Source organism: Arthrobacter sp. FW305-BF8 (assembly GCF_021789315.1).
Lineage (GTDB): Bacteria > Actinomycetota > Actinomycetes > Actinomycetales > Micrococcaceae > Arthrobacter.
The window spans coordinates 3,505,186-3,525,330 of record NZ_CP084561.1 but is presented as its reverse complement, the minus strand read 5'-3'; the positions used below and the strand labels follow the sequence as shown (position 1 = coordinate 3,525,330).

Genomic DNA, 20,145 nt, shown 5'->3' with positions numbered 1-20,145 from the left:
CCATATGTCCAGCGAATCCTCCTTCGGCCTCATGCAGATCGGCCTCGCCACCGCGGAAGACATCCGCGGCTGGTCGTACGGCGAGGTTAAGAAGCCGGAAACCATCAACTACCGCACGCTCAAGCCCGAGAAGGACGGCCTCTTCTGCGAGAAGATCTTCGGCCCGTCCCGCGACTGGGAATGCTACTGCGGCAAGTACAAGCGCGTGCGCTTCAAGGGCATCATCTGTGAGCGGTGTGGCGTTGAGGTCACCCGCGCCAAGGTGCGCCGTGAGCGCATGGGCCACATCGAGCTGGCTGCTCCCGTCACCCACATCTGGTACTTCAAGGGTGTTCCGTCCCGCCTGGGCTACCTCCTTGACCTGGCTCCGAAGGACCTCGAAAAGGTCATCTACTTCGCTGCCTACATGATCACCAGCGTCGACGAAGAAAACCGCCACGCGGAACTGCCCAACCTGCAGGTTGAGCATGACGTCGAGAAGAAGCAGCTGATCGACAACCGCGACTCGGACATCGCCGCGATCGCCCGCGACCTTGAGAACGAGCTTGCCCGTCTCGAGGGTGAGGGTGCGAAGGCTGCCGACAAGAAGAAGGCACGCGACTCCGCCGACCGCCAGATGGCCAACGTCCGCAAGCGCGCCGACGCCGAGATCGAGCGCCTCGAGCAGGTCTGGGACCGCTTCAAGAACCTGAAGGTCGCCGACCTCGAAGGTGACGAGGGCCTGTACCGCGAGCTGCGTGACCGCTACGGCATGTACTTCGAAGGCTCCATGGGTGCCGAGGCCATCAAGAAGCGTCTTGAGAACTTCGACATGCAGGCCGAGTCCGACAACCTGCGCGACATCATCGCCAACGGCAAGGGCCAGCGCAAGACCCGCGCCCTGAAGCGCCTGAAGGTGGTCAACGCGTTCCTGACCACCAACAACAGCCCGCTCGGCATGGTGCTGGACGCCGTCCCGGTGATCCCGCCGGAACTGCGCCCGATGGTCCAGCTGGACGGTGGCCGCTTCGCGACCTCCGACCTCAACGACCTCTACCGCCGCGTGATCAACCGCAACAACCGACTCAAGCGCCTGCTTGACCTGGGTGCTCCGGAGATCATCGTCAACAACGAGAAGCGCATGCTTCAGGAAGCTGTTGACAGCCTCTTCGACAACGGCCGCCGCGGCCGTCCGGTCACCGGACCGGGCAACCGTCCGCTGAAGTCCCTGAGCGACATGCTCAAGGGCAAGCAGGGCCGTTTCCGCCAGAACCTCCTCGGCAAGCGCGTTGACTACTCCGGCCGTTCGGTCATCGTCGTCGGCCCGCAGCTGAAGCTGCACCAGTGTGGCCTGCCCAAGCAGATGGCACTGGAGCTCTTCAAGCCGTTCGTGATGAAGCGCCTGGTTGACCTTAACCACGCGCAGAACATCAAGTCGGCAAAGCGCATGGTCGAGCGTTACCGTCCGCAGGTCTGGGACGTGCTGGAAGAGATCATCACCGAACACCCGGTGCTGCTCAACCGTGCACCTACCCTGCACCGCCTCGGCATCCAGGCATTCGAGCCGCAGCTTGTTGAAGGCAAGGCCATCCAGCTCCACCCGCTGGTTTGTGGCGCGTTCAACGCTGACTTCGACGGCGACCAGATGGCAGTCCACCTGCCGCTGAGCCCCGAAGCCCAGGCTGAGGCACGCATCCTGATGCTGTCGTCCAACAACATCCTGAAGCCGTCCGACGGCCGTCCGGTGACCCTGCCTTCGCAGGATATGATCATCGGCCTCTACCACCTGACCACCAAGCGTGTGGGTTCAGCCGGTGAAGGCCGTGTCTTCGGCTCGGTGTCCGAGGCCATCATGGCCTTCGACGCACACGAGCTGCACCTGAACTCCCAGGTCAAGATCCGTCTCGAGGGCTTTGTTCCTTACGCCGGCTGGGAAGCTCCGGAAGGCTGGGAGCAGGGCCAGCCCGCACTGGTGGACACTTCCCTGGGCCAGGTTCTCTTCAACGAGACCCTGCCTGAGGACTACCCGTGGGTTGAGGCTGTCGCGGACAAGGGCGAGCTCTCCCGCATCGTCAACGACCTCGCGGAGCGCTACCCGAAGGTTGTCACGGCCGCAACGCTGGACAACCTGAAGGACGCCGGTTTCTACTGGGCCACCCGCTCGGGCGTCACCGTCGCCATCTCCGACATCGAGGTTCCGGAAGAGAAGCCGGCCATCCTTGCCGGTTACGAGGAGCGCGCCGCCAAGATCCAGGGCCAGTACGACAAGGGCCTGATCGACGACGACGAGCGTCGCCAGGAACTGATCGAGATCTGGAACAAGGCGACCAACGAGATCGCCCAGGTCATGCGCGACAGCCTGTCGCCGATGAACACCATCAACCGCATGGTGTCCTCCGGTGCACGTGGTAACTGGATGCAGGTCCGCCAGATCGCGGGTATCCGTGGCCTGGTGGCCAACCCGAAGGGTGAAATCATCCCGCGTCCGATCAAGTCCTCCTACCGTGAGGGCCTGTCGGTGCTGGAGTACTTCATCGCGACGCACGGTGCACGTAAGGGTCTTGCCGACACCGCGCTGCGTACCGCCAACTCGGGTTACCTGACCCGTCGTCTGGTGGACGTCTCGCAGGACGTCATTGTCCGTGAAGAGGACTGCGGCACCGAGCGCGGCCTTGTCACCCCGATCGCCGTGGCCGACGCCAACGGTGAGCTGGCACTGGACGAGAACGTCGAGAACAGCGCCTACGCCCGTACGCTCGCCGTGGACGTCGTCGACTCCAAGGGCAACGTCCTGGCTGCCGGCGGTACCGACTGCGGCGACGTCGTGATCGCTGAGCTGTTCGCAGCCGGCATCACCGAGGTCAAGGTCCGCTCTGTGCTCACCTGTGAGTCCAGCGTCGGCACCTGTGCCCTGTGCTACGGCCGTTCGCTGGCCACCGGCAAGACCGTGGACATCGGAGAGGCTGTCGGCATCATCGCCGCCCAGTCGATCGGTGAGCCCGGTACCCAGCTGACCATGCGTACGTTCCACACCGGTGGTGCTGTCTCCGCCAGCGGTGGCGACGACATCACCCAGGGTCTGCCCCGTATCCAGGAGCTCTTCGAAGCCCGTACCCCGAAGGGTGTGGCGCCGATTGCGGAAGCAGCCGGCCGCATCACCATCGAGGAATCCGAGCGCCAGATGCGTCTGGTGATCACTCCGGACGACGGTTCCGAAGAGATCGCCTACCCGGTCCTGCGCCGGTCGCGCCTCCTGATCGAAGACGGCCAGCACGTCACGGTGGGCCAGAAGCTCATCAACGGTCCGGTCGACCCGAAGCAGGTCCTGCGCATCATGGGCCCGCGTGCCGCACAGAAGTTCCTCGTGGACGAAGTGCAGGGCGTGTACCGCAGCCAGGGCATTGGCATCCACGACAAGCACGTGGAAGTCATCGTCCGCCAGATGCTGCGCCGCGTCACGGTCATCGAATCCGGCGACTCCGACCTGCTCCCCGGTGAGCTGGCCGAGCGCAGCCGGTTCGAGGACGCCAACCGCCGCGTTGTATCCGAGGGCAAGACTCCGGCTTCCGGACGTCCCGAGCTCATGGGTATCACCAAGGCGTCGCTGGCCACCGAGTCCTGGCTGTCCGCAGCTTCCTTCCAGGAGACCACCCGCGTCCTGACGCAGGCGGCCATGGAAGGCAAGAGCGATCCGCTGCTCGGCCTCAAGGAGAACGTCATCATCGGTAAGCTGATCCCGGCCGGCACGGGCCTCCCGCGCTACACCGAGATCTCGGTGGAACCGACTGAAGAAGCAAAGGCCAACCTGTTCACCGGCCCGAGCGCGTTCAGCGATTTCTCCTACGACACGCTGGGCGGTGACGGAGCTCCTGAGTTCCACGCCATCCCGCTGGATGACTACGACCTCGGAAACGACTTCCGCTGAAAGTAGTCGCTTCGCGAAGGAAGGACCCCGCGCTCACTGAGTGCGGGGTCCTTCCCCGTTTGTGCCCTACACCCGATTAAGGCTCCAGATCAAGCCATGCTAGACTTTGTGTAATTGTTCTGTGTGGCAGTGGATGAAGGCCGCCGCAGCATCATTTCGGTTTTGTTCTCATGATGTTGGGTGGAGCCTGTTTCCGGGTTGCGGGCTACGTGCGCAACGAATGCCGCACTTTTGCACGCCCACGGACCCTTTCGGATCCGAAGCCGCAGGGACAACGCCAAAGCTCTCACGCAACACAGGCTGTCGCCTGGCGCGGGGCAGAGATCAACCAACGGAGAACACGAAAGTGCCTACGATTAACCAGCTGGTCCGCAAGGGCCGCACGCCGAAGGTCTCCAAGACCAAGGCTCCCGCGCTTAAGGGCAGCCCGATGCGCCGCGGTGTTTGCACCCGCGTTTACACCACCACCCCGAAGAAGCCGAACTCGGCTCTGCGTAAGGTTGCACGTGTGCGCCTCAACGGTGGTATCGAAGTTACCGCCTACATCCCCGGTGTTGGCCACAACCTCCAGGAGCACTCCATTGTGCTCGTTCGTGGTGGTCGTGTGAAGGACCTCCCCGGTGTCCGCTACAAGATCGTCCGTGGTGCCCTCGATACCCAGGGTGTGAAGAACCGTAAGCAGGCGCGCAGCCGCTACGGCGCAAAGATGGAGAAGAAGTAATATGCCTCGCAAGGGTCCGGCCCCGAAGCGGCCGCTCGTATCAGATCCCGTCTACGGCTCCCCGCTGGTTACCCAGCTGATCAACAAGGTGCTGGTTGACGGCAAGAAGTCCACCGCCGAGCGCATCGTTTACGGTGCCCTTGAAGGTGCCCGCGCGAAGTCCGGCGGCGACCCCGTTGCAGCCCTCAAGAAGGCCATGGACAACGTCAAGCCTTCCCTCGAGGTCCGCTCCCGCCGTGTCGGTGGCGCCACCTACCAGGTTCCGGTTGAGGTCAAGCCGGGCCGCTCCACCGCACTCGCCCTGCGTTGGCTGGTCGGCTACTCCAAGGCCCGCCGCGAAAAGACGATGACCGAGCGTCTCCAGAACGAAATCCTGGATGCCTCGAACGGTCTCGGTGCCGCTGTGAAGCGTCGCGAAGACACCCACAAGATGGCCGAGTCCAACAAGGCCTTCGCCCACTACCGCTGGTAAAACTTCCCGTACGCCGCCGGCTCACACGAGCCGGCGGCGAACGCGTAGTCCATCCGAAAGGGAGACACCGTGGCACAGGACGTGCTTACAGACCTTAGTAAGGTCCGCAACATCGGCATCATGGCCCACATCGATGCCGGCAAGACCACCACCACCGAGCGCATCCTGTTCTACACAGGTGTGAACCACAAGATTGGCGAAACGCACGACGGCGCTTCGACCACTGACTGGATGGAACAGGAGAAGGAACGCGGCATCACCATCACGTCTGCCGCCGTGACCTGCTTCTGGGAAAACAACCAGATCAACATCATCGACACCCCCGGCCACGTGGACTTCACGGTTGAGGTTGAGCGCTCCCTGCGCGTCCTCGACGGTGCAGTTGCCGTCTTCGATGGCAAGGAAGGCGTTGAGCCGCAGTCTGAGACCGTTTGGCGCCAGGCTGACAAGTACAACGTTCCGCGTATCTGCTTCGTCAACAAAATGGACAAGCTCGGCGCTGACTTCTACTTCACCGTGGACACCATCATCAGCCGCCTCGGCGCCAAGCCGCTGGTCATGCAGCTGCCGATCGGTGCCGAGAACGACTTCATCGGCGTCGTCGACCTGCTGTACATGCGTTCGCTCGTATGGCCTGGCGATGCCAAGGGTGACGTCACCATGGGCGCCAAGTACGAAATCCGCGAGATCCCGGAAGACCTCAAGGCCAAGGCCGAGGAATACCGCGCAAACCTCGTGGAAGCCGTCGCAGAGTCCTCCGAAGAACTCATGGAGAAGTACCTCGAAGGTGAAGAAATCACCATCGACGAACTCAAGGCCGGCATCCGCAAGATGACGATCAACTCCGAGATCTACCCGGTGTTCTGTGGTTCCGCGTTCAAGAACCGTGGCGTTCAGCCGATGCTCGATGCAGTCGTCGACTACCTGCCGAACCCGCTCGACGTCCCGCCGATGATCGGTCACGATCCCCGCGACGAAGAGAAGGAACTGACCCGCAAGCCGTCTGCCGAAGAGCCGTTCTCCGCTCTGGCGTTCAAGATTGCTGCGCACCCGTTCTTCGGCCAGCTCACCTTCGTCCGCGTGTACTCCGGTCACGTGGAAGCAGGCGCACAGGTGGTCAACTCCACCAAGGGCAAGAAGGAGCGCATCGGCAAGCTGTTCCAGATGCACGCCAACAAGGAAATGCCTGTTGAGGGCGCTACCGCTGGCCACATCTACGCAGCGATCGGTCTGAAGGACACCACCACGGGCGACACCCTGTGCGACTCCAGCAACCAGATCGTCCTCGAGTCCATGAGCTTCCCGGAGCCCGTGATCTCGGTTGCCATCGAGCCGAACACCAAGGGTGACCAGGAGAAGCTCTCCACGGCCATCCAGAAGCTCTCCGCTGAGGACCCGACCTTCCAGGTCTCCCTCAACGAAGACACCGGCCAGACCATCATCGCCGGCATGGGCGAGCTCCACCTGGACATCCTGGTGGACCGCATGCGCCGCGAGTTCAAGGTCGAGGCCAACGTTGGCAAGCCGCAGGTTGCTTACCGCGAAACCATCAAGCGTGCTGTTGAGCGTCACGACTACACGCACAAGAAGCAGACCGGTGGTTCCGGCCAGTTCGCAAAGATCCAGATCGCGATCGAGCCTCTGGACACTGCCGAAGGCGAGCTGTACGAGTTCGAGAACAAGGTCACCGGTGGCCGCGTTCCGCGCGAGTACATCCCGTCGGTGGACGCCGGTATCCAGGACGCACTGAACGACGGTGTCCTGGCTGGCTACCCGGTTGTTGGCATCAAGGCGACGCTGGTTGACGGCGCGTACCACGATGTTGACTCCTCGGAAATGGCGTTCAAGATCGCCGGCCGTATGGCTTTCAAGGAAGCTGCACGCAAGGCGAATCCTGTTCTGCTCGAACCGCTGATGGATGTCGAGGTCCGCACCCCTGAGGAATACATGGGTGAAGTTATCGGTGACCTCAACTCCCGCCGTGGCCAGATGCAGTCCATGGAGGATGCCCAGGGCGTCAAGGTTGTCCGCGCACACGTACCGCTGTCCGGCATGTTCGGCTACATCGGTGACCTGCGTTCAAAGACCCAGGGCCGCGCTGTGTACTCCATGACGTTCAACAGCTACGCCGAGGTCCCGAAGGCAGTTGCCGACGAGATCATCCAGAAGTCCCGCGGCGAGTAGTCCTTAGGACTGTCCACGCGACAAGCTGCGAAAAACCGGGTGGGTTCCCCCTGCGGAACACACCTAGTGCGGATGGCCGGAACACTGGTTCCGTCCTGGTTCCGGCCATCAGCACGAACAGGCTCTAGGCACTAGTATTAGTTCCTGAATCTGAAATTTCACCAATCCAAAGCCCCCAAGTAGACTTACTGGAGTTTCTGCCGCGATAAGCGCGGTCGAAGGTAAGCCATTTGAAAAACGTTCTAGGAGGAACCTGTGGCAAAGGCAAAGTTCGAGCGGACTAAGCCGCACGTTAACATCGGTACCATCGGTCACGTTGACCACGGTAAGACGACGTTGACGGCCGCCATTTCCAAGGTGCTGTACGACAAGTACCCGACTCTCAACGAGAAGCGTGACTTCGCGTCGATCGACTCTGCTCCCGAAGAGCGTCAGCGCGGCATTACCATCAACATCTCCCACGTTGAGTACCAGACCGAGAAGCGCCACTACGCACACGTAGACGCTCCGGGTCACGCTGACTACATCAAGAACATGATCACCGGTGCTGCTCAGATGGACGGCGCAATCCTCGTGGTTGCCGCTACTGACGGTCCGATGGCCCAGACCCGCGAGCACGTTCTGCTCGCCCGCCAGGTTGGTGTTCCCTACCTGCTGGTCGCGCTGAACAAGGCAGACATGGTTGACGACGAGGAACTCCTCGACCTCGTTGAAATGGAAGTTCGTGAGCTCCTGAGCTCGCAGGGCTTCGATGGCGACGAAGCACCGGTTGTCCGCGTTTCCGGCCTGAAGGCTCTGGAAGGCGACCCGGAGTGGGTCAAGTCCGTTGAGGACCTGATGGCTGCTGTCGACGAGTCCGTTCCGGACCCCGTACGTGACCGTGACAAGCCGTTCCTGATGCCGATCGAAGATGTCTTCACCATCACCGGTCGTGGCACCGTTGTGACGGGCCGCGCCGAGCGCGGTACCCTCGCCATCAACTCTGAGGTCGAGATCGTCGGTATCCGCCCGGTCCAGAAGACCACGGTTACCGGTATCGAGATGTTCCACAAGCAGCTCGACGAGGCATGGGCCGGCGAGAACTGTGGCCTGCTGCTCCGCGGTCTGAAGCGCGACGACGTCGAGCGTGGCCAGGTTGTCGTCAAGCCGGGTTCCATCACCCCGCACACCGACTTCGAGGCCAACGTCTACATCCTTTCCAAGGACGAAGGCGGACGTCACAACCCGTTCTACTCGAACTACCGCCCGCAGTTCTACTTCCGTACCACGGACGTAACCGGCGTTATCACCCTGCCGGAAGGCACGGAAATGGTTATGCCCGGCGACAACACTGAGATGACCGTTGCGCTCATCCAGCCGATCGCTATGGAAGAGGGCCTCGGCTTCGCTATCCGTGAAGGCGGCCGCACCGTTGGTTCGGGACGTGTCACCAAGATCAACAAGTAACTCTTGCTGATTGCGGATCGAAGGGCCGGCTAACGGCCTGACGTGATGTTCGAAAACAGCCCCGCTGCTACTCGCAGCGGGGCTGTTTTTGTATCCGCGGTTCCCAATAGTGGGCCGCCAGCCGGCCTGATAGGGTTAGTGCTCGCGAAAGAGAGGAACATCATGGGTTGGCTTATTTTCCTGCTGGTGGTTGCCGCCGTGGTGGTAGGCGTTGTTTGGGCGAAGAAGCACTTCCGCCACGAGATTGAACGCGCCAAGCGGATCAACCGGGCGAACAAGAACCAGTAGGCGCGCCGCGCGCACGGCATCAGGCGGCGTCAGGCAGGCCGGGCCCGCGCCTGGCTGACCGCCTGCAGCCAGTAGAAGGACTTCTTGGGCGTCCTTTTCAGGGTGTCGAAGTCCACGTGCACCAGACCGAAGCGCTGTGAATACCCGGCGGCCCACTCGAAGTTGTCCATCAACGTCCAGACGAAGTAGCCGAGCAGCCGCACATCGTGCGCGATGCCGCCGGGCGCAGTCGAGTTCACTGCCTGGTCCAAGTGGCGGGCCAGGTATTCGATGCGCTTCGAGTCCGCTATGGGACCGGTGACATGCTCGGGCTCCGGAAAGCTTGCGCCGCTCTCGGTGATGTACACGGGCGGCAAGGCTGCCCCGTACCTGTCCTTAAGCTCCCGCAGCAGGATGCCCAGATGGTCCGGCGCCACAGGCCACCCGAAGCCCGTGGTGGGATATTCAGGGAAAGCTTCAAAGTGGAACGGCAGGCGTGCCATGGCCCGGGCGTTGCCTGCCGGGGTGTCAGGTGGTCCTTGGCCTGCTGCAACGCGCACAGGGTAGTAGTAGTTCACCCCGTAGAAGTCGAGCGGCTGGCTGATCAGGCGGAGGTCGTCGTCGGACGTCCGGGACAAGAATCTGAACCAGGGGCGGGCGGCAAGTGGCGGGGCGGGGTAGCGTCCCAGGAGGATGGGATCGGCGTTCACACGATTGAGGACAAGGTCGCAGACCTTGGCCAGCAGCCTGTCCGCCAGCCGACGTGTGGCAGGGCGAACGGGGGAGTGCAGGTTGGTCACGCCGACGGTCCCGGCCACGCCGGCGGAGCGCAGCGCCTGGACCGCGAGTCCGTGGCCGAGCAGCTGGTGGTGGACCGAGGGCAGCGCGTTGAACAGCAGGTCGCGGCCGGGCGCATGGACGCCGAGTGCGTAGCCGTTCAGTGTGACGGAGACGGGTTCGTTGAGCGTGACCCACTGCGCCACGCGGTCGCCGAGCCGCTTTCCGGCGGCTGCCGCATACTCCGCGAAGTGCTCAGCCGTAGTGCGGTTCATCCAGCCGCCGCCGCGCTCGAGGGGGAGGGGAGTGTCCCAGTGGTAGAGCGTGGCCATGGGGGCTATTCCGGCCGCCAGCAGCAGGTCCACCAGCCGGTCGTAGAAGTCCAGGCCCCGCGGGTTGGCTGAGCCGCGGCCCTCCGGATGGATCCTGGGCCACGAGATCGAGAAGCGGTACGAGTCGATGCCGAGTTCGCGCATGAGGGCAACGTCCTCCGGCACGCGGTTATAGTGGTCACAGGCCACCGCCGGCGAATGCCCGTTGAGGATGTTGCCCGGTGTGGCCGCAAAGGCATCCCAGCCTGCCGGCCCGCGCCCGTCCGCTGCCAGGGAACCTTCGATCTGGAAGGCGGCGGCAGCAACGCCCAGCGTGAAATCCGGGCGCAGGCGCCGGGCGAGGTCCTGCACTGCATCTGCGTTCACTACGTCGCTGCCGGCGTCGGCGTTCTGCGCGGCCATCAACCCATCATCCAACCGGAGGTGGCCGTCGGCAACGACCGGGCAGGCGGGGATTGAGGCGGCAGGTGATGCCCTCCGGGGCCCGATTCGCTTCCTCGGACAAATTCCGGCATACTAGATGAGTTGTTCAAGCGCTTCTTCGCGTCCCGATCCGGATAATGCCGGGTGCCAGGGTCCAGGTTGGAGCCCAAACATAACCCACCCCCCAAGGAAATGCGGGCTCGTGCGTTTTGCACGGCGCGACACGCCCGACCGCGGGGGTCGGTTACGTCGGCAGGTTGAGGAACCCGGATTCATCCGGATTCAGCTTGTGCGGCGGGTGGTAGTTACGACTTCAAATGCTTCGGCAGCCACATGCAACACGCAAGTAAACAGAGCAGCACTTACTGAAAGAGAGTCAGGCGACATGGCGGGACAAAAAATCCGCATCCGGCTGAAGTCATACGACCACGAGGTCATTGACGTTTCAGCACGGAAGATCGTTGAGACGGTCACGCGCGCAGGCGCAACGGTAGTCGGCCCCGTGCCGCTGCCCACGGAGAAGAACGTGTACTGCGTTATCCGCTCTCCCCACAAGTACAAGGACAGCCGCGAGCACTTTGAAATGCGCACGCACAAGCGTCTGATCGACATTATCGACCCCACGCCCAAGGCTGTTGACTCGCTCATGCGTCTCGACCTGCCGGCCGACGTGAACATCGAAATCAAGCTGTAGGGAGGTGCTGAGAGACTATGACCGCAACCCGTAACGTAAAGGGCCTGCTGGGCACGAAGCTCGGCATGACCCAGGTCTGGGACGAGAACAACAAGCTCATCCCCGTCACTGTTGTCCAGGCTGACTCGAACGTCATCACCCAGCTGCGGAACGCAGAAGTTGATGGCTACGTCGCCGTTCAGATCGGCTACGGCCAGATCGATCCCCGCAAGGTCACCAAGCCGCTGGCTGGTCACTTTGAAAAGGCAGGCGTCACGCCTCGCCGTCACGTCGTCGAACTCCGTACCGCAGATGCTGCTGAGTACGAGCTGGGCCAGGAGCTCTCCGTAGAGGTCTTCGAAGCCGGCCAGAAGATCGACGTCGTAGGCACCACCAAGGGTAAGGGCTTCGCCGGTGTTATGAAGCGTCACGGCTTCCACGGCGTTGGAGCTTCCCACGGTGCCCACAAGAACCACCGTAAGCCCGGTTCTATCGGTGGAGCATCCACCCCGAGCCGCGTCTTCAAGGGCATGAAAATGGCCGGCCGCATGGGCGCCGTTCGTCACACCACGCTGAACCTCACGGTCCACGCGGTTGACGTCGAGAAGTCGCTGCTCCTGATCAAGGGCGCCGTTCCCGGTGCCCGCGGCCAGGTCGTACTCGTACGCACCGCCGTGAAGGGAGCCTAGTTCAATGGCTAACACTGTCAAGGTTGACCTGCCTGCAGAGATCTTCGACGTTCAGACCAACGTGCCGCTGCTGCACCAGGTCGTCGTTGCCCAGCTCGCTGCTGCTCGCCAGGGTACCCACAAGACCAAGACCCGCGCCGAAGTTTCCGGTGCAGGCCGCAAGCCGTTCAAGCAGAAGGGTACCGGCCGCGCCCGTCAGGGCTCGATCCGTGCTCCGCACATGACCGGCGGTGGCGTTGTCCACGGTCCCACCCCGCGTGACTACAGCCAGCGCACCCCCAAGAAGATGATTGCTGCTGCACTGCGCGGCGCTCTCTCTGACCGCGCCCGCAACGGCCGCGTCCACGTCGTTTCTGAACTGGTTGCCGGCGACAAGCCGTCCTCCAAGGCAGCACTGGCAGCCCTGCGCGGAGTTTCCGAGCGCAAGAACCTGCTGGTCGTCATCGAGCGCGCGAACGACGTTGCTGCACTCTCCGTGCGCAACCTCGCCGAAGTTCACGTCCTGTACGTGGACCAGCTGAACACCTACGACGTGCTCGTTTCCGACGACGTAGTCTTCACCAAGGCTGCCTACGAAGCATTCGTTGCTGACAAGGCTGCAAAGAACGAGGAGGATGCCAAGTGAGCGCAGCCACCATCAAAGACCCGCGCGACGTCGTGCTTGCACCCGTCGTCTCGGAAAAGAGCTACGGCCTGATCGATGAGGGCAAGTACACCTTCCTGGTGGACCCCCGCTCGAACAAGACCGAGATCAAGCTGGCCGTGGAGAAGATTTTCTCCGTCAAGGTCGAATCGATCAACACCATCAACCGTGCCGGTAAGCGCAAGCGCACCAAATTCGGCTGGGGAACCCGCAAGAACACCAAGCGTGCCATTGTGACCCTCAAAGAAGGCACGATCGACATCTTCGGCGGTCCGCTCGCGTAGCGGAGACCACTTTAACGAGGAAATGAATTATGGGAATCCGTAAATATAAGCCGACTACCCCGGGCCGTCGCGGCTCGAGCGTAGCGGACTTCACCGAAATCACGCGGTCGACGCCGGAAAAGTCGTTGGTACGTCCGCTGCCCAAAAAGGGCGGCCGTAACAACACCGGTAAGATCACGACCCGTCACAAGGGTGGTGGCCACAAGCGCCAGTACCGTCTGATCGACTTCCGTCGCCACGACAAGGACGGCGTCAACGCCCGCGTTGCCGAAATCGAGTACGATCCGAACCGCACGGCTCGCATCGCCCTCCTGCACTACGTTGATGGCACCAAGCGTTACATCATCGCCCCGAACAAGCTCTCCCAGGGCGACTTCGTGGAAGCCGGCGCCAACGCTGACATCAAGCCTGGCAACAACCTGCCCCTGCGCAACATCCCCGTGGGTACGGTTATCCACGCGGTGGAGCTGCGCCCGGGCGGCGGTGCCAAGATGGCCCGTTCCGCCGGTGCTTCTGTTCAGCTCGTCGCCAAGGAAGGCCGTTTCGCCCAGCTGCGTCTGCCCTCCGGCGAAATCCGCAACGTTGACGTGCGCTGCCGCGCCACGATCGGCGAGGTCGGCAACGCCGAGCAGTCGAACATCAACTGGGGCAAGGCCGGCCGTATGCGGTGGAAGGGCGTTCGCCCGACCGTCCGTGGTGTCGCCATGAACCCGGTTGACCACCCGCACGGTGGTGGTGAAGGTAAGACCTCCGGTGGTCGTCACCCGGTCAACCCGAACGGTAAGCCTGAAGGCCGTACCCGCCGCCCCAACAAAGAGAGCGACAAGCTTATTGTTCGTCGCCGTCGTACTGGCAAGAACAAGCGATAGGAGCCTGGACATATGCCACGCAGCCTGAAAAAAGGTCCTTTCGTTGACCAGCACCTCTTTGTGAAGGTCGCAAGGGAAAACGAAAAGGGCACCAAGAACGTCATCAAGACCTGGTCCCGCCGCTCGATGATCATCCCCGACATGCTCGGGCACACGATCGCCGTGCACGACGGACGCAAGCACATCCCGGTGTTTGTCACCGAGTCGATGGTCGGGCACAAGCTCGGCGAATTCGCTCCCACGCGGACATTCCGCGGCCATGTCAAGGACGACCGTAAGGGCAAGCGCCGCTAGGCGCCTGCACTTACGTCAAAGACGAGAGAAGGAAAGCAATGGAAGCCAAGGCAATTGCGCGCCACATCCGCGTAACGCCTATGAAGGCCCGGCGCGTCGTCAACCTTGTTCGTGGTAAGCAAGCGAACGAGGCTCTGGCAATTCTGAAGTTTGCCCCCCAGGCAGCTTCGGAGCCGGTATTCAAGGTAGTTCAGTCGGCGATCTCCAACGCCCGGGTCCTCGCGGACCGCGACGGTGTTGCGTTCGACGAAGGTGACCTCATCATCAGCGAAGCGTTTGTTGATGAAGGCCCGACCATGAAGCGGTTCCAGCCGCGTGCTCAGGGTCGTGCATTTCAGATCAAGAAGCGCACCAGCCACATCACCGTGGTAGTCGCTACCCCGGAGAAAGAGGAGGCTCGCTAAGTGGGACAGAAAGTAAACCCGCACGGGTTCCGACTCGGCATCACCACCGATCACGTATCGCACTGGTTCGCTGACAGCACCAAGTCCGGCCAGCGGTACAAGGACTTCGTTCGCGAAGACATCCGTATCCGCCAGCTCATGTCCACGGGCATGGAGCGCGCCGGCATCGCCAAGGTCGAGATCGAGCGCACCCGCGACCGTGTCCGCGTGGACATCCACACGGCACGTCCGGGCATCGTCATCGGCCGCCGCGGCGCCGAGGCAGACCGCATCCGCGGCGAGCTCGAAAAGCTCACCGGCAAGCAGGTCCAGCTGAACATCCTCGAGGTCAAGAACCCCGAGATGGAAGCCCAGCTTGTTGCCCAGGGTGTTGCAGAGCAGCTTACTTCCCGCGTGGCATTCCGCCGTGCGATGAAGAAGGCCATGCAGTCCGCACAGCGTGCCGGTGCCAAGGGTATCCGTATCGCTTGCTCGGGCCGTCTGGGTGGCGCAGAAATGTCCCGCTCGGAGTTCTACCGCGAAGGCCGTGTGCCCCTGCACACCCTCCGCGCGAACATCGACTACGGCTTCTACGAAGCCAAGACCACCTTCGGCCGCATCGGCGTGAAGGTCTGGATCTACAAGGGCGACGTCACCTCCAAGGAACTGGCTCAGCAGGCAGCTGCTGCTCCGTCCCGTGGCCGTTCCGGCGACCGTCCGGGCCGCCCGGGTGGCGCTGACCGTGGTGACCGCCGTCGTCGTAACGACCGTCCGGCAGCCGACGCAGCACCGGCTGCCGCAGCTCCGGCAGCCGAGGCAGCAGCTCCGGCACAGGCAGCAGAAGGAGGACAGGCTTAAATGCTTATCCCACGTCGAGTCAAGCACCGTAAGCAGCACCACCCGGGTCGTTCCGGCGCTGCCACGGGCGGTACCAAGGTCTCCTTCGGTGAGTACGGCATCCAGGCCCTGAGCCCGGCATACGTCACGAACCGTCAGATCGAATCTGCCCGTATCGCGATGACCCGCCACATCAAGCGTGGCGGTAAGGTCTGGATCAACATCTACCCGGACCGTCCGCTGACCAAGAAGCCTGCCGAAACCCGCATGGGTTCCGGTAAGGGTTCGCCGGAATGGTGGGTCGCCAACGTCAAGCCGGGCCGGGTTCTCTTTGAACTCTCCGGTGTCAGTGATGAGGTAGCTCGCGAGGCCCTGCGCCTGGCGATCCACAAGCTCCCGTTGAAGGCACGCATTGTGCGTCGCGAAGGTGGTGAATAGAAATGGCAGTTGGGTCAAAGGATCTTGCACCCGCACAGCTGGACGGTTTCGACAACGAGCGTCTCGTTGAAGAACTCCGCAAGTCCAAGGAAGAGCTGTTCAACCTGCGTTTCCAGTCCGCCACCGGACAGCTGGAGAACCACGGTCGTCTGCGCGCGGTAAAGAAGGACATCGCACGCATCTACACCGTTCTCCGTGAGCGCGAGCTGGGCATTCGTGCCGAGGTTGCCGCACCGGTTGTGGAAGCCAAGGAAGAAAAGAAGTCCAAGAAGTCTGCAGCTAAGAAGGCTGAAAAGCCTGCCGAGGCTGAGACCGAGGAGGACGCCAAGTGAGTGAAAAGGACGAGAACGTGACGGAAACTGCTACGGCAGCTACGGCTGAGCAGCGCGGTTACCGTAAGACGCGTCGCGGCTACGTGGTCTCTGACAAGATGGACAAGACCATCGTTGTTCAGGTTGAAGACCGCGTGAAGCACGCCCTGTACGGCAAGGTTATCCGCCGCACCTCCAAGGTCAAGGCACACGACGAGCAGAACACCGCCGGCATCGGCGACCTGGTTGTCATCGCCGAGACCCGCCCGCTGTCCGCCACCAAGAACTGGCGGCTCGTGGAGATCCTCGAGAAGGCTAAGTAACACCTGCAGCATCGCCCCCGGCGGCTGTAACGGAAACCCCCGTTCCCTTTGGGAGCGGGGGTTTCCGCGTCTAAGTGGGGACGCGGCCGACGGCGGGACGAATGCCGGCCGTACATGTCGCCGTCGTACGTTGCGGGGGAGCCCCGACTGGTGATATGGAGTCTGCCCTGAACTGTGCTAGGATATTGAGTTTGTATGGCGCCTTTTGTGCGCCGACAGCAAACCTCGTAAACAATCGTGCCACGGCATAGTGTTCCCCTGCGCCTCGAAGGGCTGGGAAGCAACTGTTTGTGGCACGGGCGTTTAGGCCTGGTCTGGCAAAATCCAGTCAGGTCAAGAGACACCCCGATCAACCGTTCCGCAAGGCTCATTCCGTAGGAAGATTTTCGGTCTGAGAACCGGCGCGACGCAAGGAGTAAATAGTGATTCAGCAGGAGTCGCGACTCAAGGTCGCCGACAACACGGGTGCTAAGGAAATCCTTACCATTCGCGTTCTCGGTGGATCTGGCCGTCGCTACGCAGGCATTGGCGACGTAATCGTCGCAACCGTCAAGGATGCAATTCCGGGCGGCAACGTAAAGAAGGGCGACGTCGTCAAGGCTGTCATCGTCCGTACCAAGAAGGAACGCCGCCGTGCGGATGGTTCCTACATCAAGTTTGACGAGAACGCAGCCGTCATCCTGAAGAACGACGGTGACCCCCGCGGTACCCGTATCTTCGGACCGGTTGGTCGTGAACTCCGTGACAAGAAGTTCATGAAGATCGTTTCTCTGGCTCCGGAGGTGCTCTAGTCCATGGCTAAGATCAAGAAGGGTGACCTGGTTCAGGTCATCACTGGCGCCAAGGCTGAGCGCGGCGGCGACCGTGGCAAGCAGGGCAAGGTCCTGCGCGTGTTCCCGGAAACCAACCGCGTGCTGGTTGAGGGTATCAACCGCGTAACCAAGCACACCAAGGTCGGACAGTCGCAGCGCGGCACCAAGACCGGCGGCATCGAGGTTGTCGAGGCTTCCATCCACGTTTCCAACGTGGCCCTGGTTGACCCGTCCACCAAGAAGCCGACCCGCGTTGGTTTCCGCCTCGACACCGTAGAGAAGGACGGCGTCAAGAAGACCGTCCGCATCCGCGTGGCCAAGAGCTCCGGGAAGGACATCTAATGACTGAGACTCTCGAGACTCCGGCAACGAAGATCGTTCCTCGTCTGAAGACCAAGTACGCCGATTCCATCAAGAGCGCGCTTCTTGAGGAATTCAAGTACGAGAACGTGAACCAGGTTCCCCGTCTGGTCAAGGTTGTAGTGAACATGGGTGTTGGAGATGCCGCCAAGGACTCCAAGCTGATCGACGGCGCTGTCCGCGACCTCACCCTGATCACCGGCCAGAAGCCGCAGGTCACCAAGGCCCGCAAGTCGATCGCCCAGTTCAAGCTGCGCGAAGGCATGCCCATTGGTGCACACGCAACCCTGCGTGGCGACCGCATGTGGGAATTCGTGGACCGTCTGGTTACGCTGGCCCTGCCCCGTATCCGCGACTTCCGCGGCCTCAGCGGCAAGCAGTTTGATGGCAACGGCAACTACACCTTCGGTCTGACCGAGCAGGTTATGTTCCACGAGATCGACCAGGACTCCATCGACCGCACCCGCGGTATGGACATCACGGTCGTGACCACCGCCAAGACCGACGACGAAGGCCGCGCGCTGCTCAAGGCGCTTGGTTTCCCGTTCAAAACCGAAGCTTAATTAACTACGTAAAAGGTCCGGCCGCTCTGCTTCCCTGGGAAGAGGACGGCGGAAACCGTTACGAGGAAGGGCAAGTGCCCAAATGACTATGACAGATCCTGTCGCAGATATGCTTACGCGCCTGCGTAACGCAAACTCGGCATACCACGATTCCGTGTCTATGCCTTACAGCAAGCTCAAGGCTCGCGTTGCTGACATCCTGAAGGCCGAAGGTTTCATCGCCGGCTGGAAGGAAGAGGACGCAGAAGTCGGCAAGAAGCTGACCCTTGACCTGAAGTTCGGTCCGAACCGCGAGCGTTCAATCGCGGGTGTCCGTCGCATCTCCAAGCCGGGTCTCCGCGTTTACGCGAAGTCCACCAACCTGCCGCACGTGCTGGGTGGCCTGGGTATCGCAATTCTGTCCACCTCTTCCGGCCTCCTGACTGACAAGCAGGCCGGCAAGAAGGGCGTGGGCGGCGAAGTCCTCGCTTACGTCTGGTAACGGGAAAGGAAGAGAATAATGTCACGTATTGGACGTCTCCCCATCACCGTTCCTGCCGGCGTTGAGGTCAAGGTTGACGGCTCTGTCGTCAACGTCAAGGGTTCCAAGGGCGAGCTGAGCCACACTGTGGCCAGCCCGATCGAGGTTGCGCTGGAAGACAGCACCCTGACCGTCACCCGCCCGAACGACGAGCGCGCCTCCCGTTCGCTCCACGGCCTGACCCGCACCCTGATCTCCAACATGATCCAGGGCGTCACCGCAGGCTACGAGAAGAAGCTTGAAATCGTCGGTACCGGTTACCGCGTTCAGGCCAAGGGATCTGACCTTGAGTTCGCTCTCGGCTACAGCCACCCGGTCAGCGTTACCGCTCCGGCCGGCATCACCTTTGCAGTAGAGGGACCGACCAAGCTCTCTGTCTCAGGCATCAACAAGCAGCAGGTCGGCGAGGTTGCTGCCAACATTCGCAAGCTGCGCAAGCCTGACCCGTACAAGGGCAAGGGCATCCGCTACGCGGGCGAAGTCATCCGCCGCAAGGTCGGAAAGGCTGGTAAGTAACCATGGCCATCGCCATTAACAAGAAGCGTACGAACAAGAGCAAGTCTGCTTCGCGCAGCCGCCGCCAGCTTCGTATCCGCAAGCGCATCTCCGGAACGGCTGTACGTCCTCGCCTGGTCGTCAACCGCTCCGCACGCCACGTATTTGTCCAGGTTGTCGACGACACCATTGGCCAGACCGTAGCAAGCGCGTCCACTCTGGAAGCTGACCTTCGTGCATTCGACGGTGACAAGACCGCCAAGGCCAAGCGCGTTGGCGAGCTCGTAGCCGAGCGTGCCAAGGCTGCCGGTGTCGAAGCTGTTGTCTTCGACCGTGGTGGTAACAAGTACCACGGCCGGATCGCTGCCGTCGCTGACGGTGCACGCGAAGGTGGGCTGTCACTGTGACCGAAGCAAACAAGGAAAAGGACACTGTGTCTGCAGAAGAGAAGGCTCCCGAAGCCGCAGCTGCTGAGACCACTGCCCCCGCCGCTGCCGACGACCGCCGTGGTGGCGCCCGTCGCGGCGAGCGTGGCGACCGTGGCCAGGGCCGCGGCGACCGCGGTGGCCGTGGCGGCCGCGATGGCGGACGTGAAGCCGAGAAGAACCAGTTCGTAGAGCGCGTTGTCACCATCAACCGCGTTTCCAAGGTCGTCAAGGGTGGTCGTCGCTTCAGCTTCACCGCACTCGTCGTCGTTGGTGACGGCAACGGTATGGTCGGCGTCGGCTACGGCAAGGCCAAGGAAGTTCCCGCTGCTATCGCCAAGGGCGTTGAAGAGGCCAAGAAGTCCTTCTTCCGCGTTCCCCGCGTTGGCAACACCATTCCTCACCGCGTTCAGGGTGAAGCCGCCGCTGGTGTCGTAATGCTGCGTCCGGCTTCCGCCGGTACCGGTGTTATCGCCGGTGGTCCGGTCCGTGCAGTACTGGAGTGCGTGGGCATCCACGACATCCTCTCCAAGTCGCTCGGTTCCTCCAACGCCATCAACATCGTTCACGCGACCGTTGATGCCCTGAAGCGCCTCGAAGAGCCGGCAGCTGTGGCAGCACGCCGCGGCCTGCCCCTCGACGAGATCGCTCCGCCGGCACTGGTGAAGGCTCTGATGAACCAAAAGGCAGGTGTCTAGGT

The 20,145-nt window shown here is 62.1% G+C and carries 25 protein-coding genes; 24 read left to right on the top strand and 1 reads right to left on the bottom strand.

What is annotated here, in order from left to right:
• The first annotated feature begins 4 nt into the window (after positions 1-4).
• The 6 genes from LFT45_RS15915 (at position 5) to LFT45_RS23300 (ending at position 9,015) form a co-directional block, all read left to right on the top strand.
• Positions 5-3,904: a DNA-directed RNA polymerase subunit beta' gene (locus tag LFT45_RS15915; protein ID WP_236804516.1), complete on the top strand. Its 3,900-nt coding sequence runs from the start codon at positions 5-7 to the stop codon at positions 3,902-3,904.
• A 346-nt stretch (positions 3,905-4,250) separates the two neighbouring features.
• Positions 4,251-4,625 carry a 30S ribosomal protein S12 gene (rpsL, locus tag LFT45_RS15910; protein ID WP_003803830.1) on the top strand — a complete coding sequence of 125 codons (375 nt, stop codon included), beginning with the start codon at positions 4,251-4,253 and terminating at the stop codon, positions 4,623-4,625.
• Position 4,626: 1 nt separating this feature from the next.
• Positions 4,627-5,097, top strand: coding sequence for a 30S ribosomal protein S7 (rpsG, locus tag LFT45_RS15905; protein ID WP_003803829.1), 471 nt, complete (start codon positions 4,627-4,629; stop codon positions 5,095-5,097).
• Between the two features lie 69 nt (positions 5,098-5,166).
• Positions 5,167-7,281, top strand: coding sequence for an elongation factor G (fusA, locus tag LFT45_RS15900; RefSeq protein WP_236804514.1), 2,115 nt, complete (start codon positions 5,167-5,169; stop codon positions 7,279-7,281).
• Between the two features lie 255 nt (positions 7,282-7,536).
• The gene (gene tuf, locus LFT45_RS15895) at positions 7,537-8,727 is read left to right on the top strand and encodes an elongation factor Tu (RefSeq protein ID WP_102973690.1); all 1,191 of its coding nucleotides are present in this window, start codon (positions 7,537-7,539) and stop codon (positions 8,725-8,727) included.
• A 162-nt stretch (positions 8,728-8,889) separates the two neighbouring features.
• Positions 8,890-9,015, top strand: a complete 126-nt coding sequence (locus tag LFT45_RS23300) for a hypothetical protein (protein ID WP_262982871.1) — start codon at positions 8,890-8,892, stop codon at positions 9,013-9,015.
• Positions 9,016-9,044: 29 nt separating this feature from the next.
• Here LFT45_RS23300 and LFT45_RS15890 read toward each other — a convergent pair whose 3' ends face one another.
• On the bottom strand, positions 9,045-10,505 hold the full coding sequence (locus LFT45_RS15890; RefSeq protein ID WP_236804512.1) for a GH1 family beta-glucosidase: 1,461 nt from the start codon (positions 10,503-10,505) through the stop codon (positions 9,045-9,047).
• 406 nt (positions 10,506-10,911) lie between these two features.
• On the opposite strand from LFT45_RS15890, the gene rpsJ reads away from it, so the two are divergent.
• From rpsJ to rpsE, 18 genes are all read left to right on the top strand, one after another.
• A complete protein-coding gene (rpsJ, locus tag LFT45_RS15885; protein ID WP_003803825.1) occupies positions 10,912-11,220 on the top strand; it encodes a 30S ribosomal protein S10 in 309 nt (102 codons plus the stop codon).
• Positions 11,221-11,237: 17 nt separating this feature from the next.
• On the top strand, positions 11,238-11,888 hold the full coding sequence (gene rplC / locus LFT45_RS15880; RefSeq protein WP_102973689.1) for a 50S ribosomal protein L3: 651 nt from the start codon (positions 11,238-11,240) through the stop codon (positions 11,886-11,888).
• 4 nt (positions 11,889-11,892) lie between these two features.
• Positions 11,893-12,513 (top strand): 50S ribosomal protein L4, encoded by a 621-nt coding sequence (gene rplD, locus LFT45_RS15875; protein WP_236804510.1) that lies wholly within the window; start codon positions 11,893-11,895, stop codon positions 12,511-12,513.
• On the top strand, positions 12,510-12,815 hold the full coding sequence (rplW, locus tag LFT45_RS15870; RefSeq protein WP_011692807.1) for a 50S ribosomal protein L23: 306 nt from the start codon (positions 12,510-12,512) through the stop codon (positions 12,813-12,815). Before rplD ends, rplW begins: the two co-directional genes overlap by 4 nt.
• 29 nt (positions 12,816-12,844) lie before the next feature.
• Positions 12,845-13,684 carry a 50S ribosomal protein L2 gene (gene rplB / locus LFT45_RS15865; RefSeq protein WP_003803804.1) on the top strand — a complete coding sequence of 280 codons (840 nt, stop codon included), beginning with the start codon at positions 12,845-12,847 and terminating at the stop codon, positions 13,682-13,684.
• 12 nt (positions 13,685-13,696) lie between these two features.
• The gene (gene rpsS / locus LFT45_RS15860) at positions 13,697-13,978 is read left to right on the top strand and encodes a 30S ribosomal protein S19 (protein WP_003803803.1); all 282 of its coding nucleotides are present in this window, start codon (positions 13,697-13,699) and stop codon (positions 13,976-13,978) included.
• A gap of 38 nt (positions 13,979-14,016) precedes the next feature.
• Positions 14,017-14,382: a 50S ribosomal protein L22 gene (rplV, locus tag LFT45_RS15855; RefSeq protein ID WP_003803798.1), complete on the top strand. Its 366-nt coding sequence runs from the start codon at positions 14,017-14,019 to the stop codon at positions 14,380-14,382.
• Complete coding sequence (rpsC, locus tag LFT45_RS15850) at positions 14,383-15,219, top strand: 30S ribosomal protein S3 (protein ID WP_003803796.1); 837 nt, start codon at positions 14,383-14,385, stop codon at positions 15,217-15,219.
• Positions 15,220-15,636: a 50S ribosomal protein L16 gene (gene rplP / locus LFT45_RS15845; RefSeq protein ID WP_102973688.1), complete on the top strand. Its 417-nt coding sequence runs from the start codon at positions 15,220-15,222 to the stop codon at positions 15,634-15,636.
• Between the two features lie 2 nt (positions 15,637-15,638).
• Positions 15,639-15,968 (top strand): 50S ribosomal protein L29, encoded by a 330-nt coding sequence (gene rpmC, locus LFT45_RS23295; protein ID WP_003803792.1) that lies wholly within the window; start codon positions 15,639-15,641, stop codon positions 15,966-15,968.
• Entirely contained in the window at positions 15,965-16,270 is a 306-nt protein-coding gene (gene rpsQ / locus LFT45_RS15835) for a 30S ribosomal protein S17 (RefSeq protein ID WP_076801234.1), read from the top strand. Before rpmC ends, rpsQ begins: the two co-directional genes overlap by 4 nt.
• 422 nt (positions 16,271-16,692) lie before the next feature.
• Positions 16,693-17,061, top strand: a complete 369-nt coding sequence (rplN, locus tag LFT45_RS15830) for a 50S ribosomal protein L14 (RefSeq protein WP_003803789.1) — start codon at positions 16,693-16,695, stop codon at positions 17,059-17,061.
• 3 nt (positions 17,062-17,064) lie between these two features.
• Positions 17,065-17,424 carry a 50S ribosomal protein L24 gene (gene rplX / locus LFT45_RS15825; RefSeq protein ID WP_102973687.1) on the top strand — a complete coding sequence of 120 codons (360 nt, stop codon included), beginning with the start codon at positions 17,065-17,067 and terminating at the stop codon, positions 17,422-17,424.
• Entirely contained in the window at positions 17,424-18,005 is a 582-nt protein-coding gene (gene rplE / locus LFT45_RS15820) for a 50S ribosomal protein L5 (RefSeq protein ID WP_003803769.1), read from the top strand. The genes rplX and rplE overlap by 1 nt, the downstream gene beginning before the upstream one ends.
• Positions 18,006-18,087: 82 nt before the next feature.
• Positions 18,088-18,486, top strand: coding sequence for a 30S ribosomal protein S8 (gene rpsH, locus LFT45_RS15815; RefSeq protein WP_015937843.1), 399 nt, complete (start codon positions 18,088-18,090; stop codon positions 18,484-18,486).
• A gap of 18 nt (positions 18,487-18,504) precedes the next feature.
• Positions 18,505-19,041 carry a 50S ribosomal protein L6 gene (gene rplF, locus LFT45_RS15810; RefSeq protein ID WP_111905196.1) on the top strand — a complete coding sequence of 179 codons (537 nt, stop codon included), beginning with the start codon at positions 18,505-18,507 and terminating at the stop codon, positions 19,039-19,041.
• 2 nt (positions 19,042-19,043) lie between these two features.
• On the top strand, positions 19,044-19,427 hold the full coding sequence (gene rplR, locus LFT45_RS15805; RefSeq protein ID WP_003803763.1) for a 50S ribosomal protein L18: 384 nt from the start codon (positions 19,044-19,046) through the stop codon (positions 19,425-19,427).
• A complete protein-coding gene (gene rpsE, locus LFT45_RS15800; RefSeq protein WP_111905197.1) occupies positions 19,424-20,143 on the top strand; it encodes a 30S ribosomal protein S5 in 720 nt (239 codons plus the stop codon). The genes rplR and rpsE overlap by 4 nt, the downstream gene beginning before the upstream one ends.
• Positions 20,144-20,145: the final 2 nt, after the last annotated feature.

What these genes read in the sequence shown, in the direction of transcription:
- LFT45_RS15915 (WP_236804516.1), top strand. Translation starts at nt 5, where the DNA reads ATGTCCAGCGAATCCTCCTTCGGCCTCATGCAGATCGGCCTCGCCACC.
- rpsG (WP_003803829.1), top strand. Translation starts at nt 4,627, where the DNA reads ATGCCTCGCAAGGGTCCGGCCCCGAAGCGGCCGCTCGTATCAGATCCC.
- LFT45_RS23300 (WP_262982871.1), top strand. Translation starts at nt 8,890, where the DNA reads ATGGGTTGGCTTATTTTCCTGCTGGTGGTTGCCGCCGTGGTGGTAGGC.
- LFT45_RS15890 (WP_236804512.1), bottom strand. Translation starts at nt 10,505, where the DNA reads ATGGCCGCGCAGAACGCCGACGCCGGCAGCGACGTAGTGAACGCAGAT.
- rpsJ (WP_003803825.1), top strand. Translation starts at nt 10,912, where the DNA reads ATGGCGGGACAAAAAATCCGCATCCGGCTGAAGTCATACGACCACGAG.
- rplC (WP_102973689.1), top strand. Translation starts at nt 11,238, where the DNA reads ATGACCGCAACCCGTAACGTAAAGGGCCTGCTGGGCACGAAGCTCGGC.
- rplD (WP_236804510.1), top strand. Translation starts at nt 11,893, where the DNA reads ATGGCTAACACTGTCAAGGTTGACCTGCCTGCAGAGATCTTCGACGTT.
- rplB (WP_003803804.1), top strand. Translation starts at nt 12,845, where the DNA reads ATGGGAATCCGTAAATATAAGCCGACTACCCCGGGCCGTCGCGGCTCG.
- rpsS (WP_003803803.1), top strand. Translation starts at nt 13,697, where the DNA reads ATGCCACGCAGCCTGAAAAAAGGTCCTTTCGTTGACCAGCACCTCTTT.
- rplV (WP_003803798.1), top strand. Translation starts at nt 14,017, where the DNA reads ATGGAAGCCAAGGCAATTGCGCGCCACATCCGCGTAACGCCTATGAAG.
- rplP (WP_102973688.1), top strand. Translation starts at nt 15,220, where the DNA reads ATGCTTATCCCACGTCGAGTCAAGCACCGTAAGCAGCACCACCCGGGT.
- rpmC (WP_003803792.1), top strand. Translation starts at nt 15,639, where the DNA reads ATGGCAGTTGGGTCAAAGGATCTTGCACCCGCACAGCTGGACGGTTTC.
- rplX (WP_102973687.1), top strand. Translation starts at nt 17,065, where the DNA reads ATGGCTAAGATCAAGAAGGGTGACCTGGTTCAGGTCATCACTGGCGCC.
- rplE (WP_003803769.1), top strand. Translation starts at nt 17,424, where the DNA reads ATGACTGAGACTCTCGAGACTCCGGCAACGAAGATCGTTCCTCGTCTG.
- rpsH (WP_015937843.1), top strand. Translation starts at nt 18,088, where the DNA reads ATGACTATGACAGATCCTGTCGCAGATATGCTTACGCGCCTGCGTAAC.
- rplF (WP_111905196.1), top strand. Translation starts at nt 18,505, where the DNA reads ATGTCACGTATTGGACGTCTCCCCATCACCGTTCCTGCCGGCGTTGAG.
- rplR (WP_003803763.1), top strand. Translation starts at nt 19,044, where the DNA reads ATGGCCATCGCCATTAACAAGAAGCGTACGAACAAGAGCAAGTCTGCT.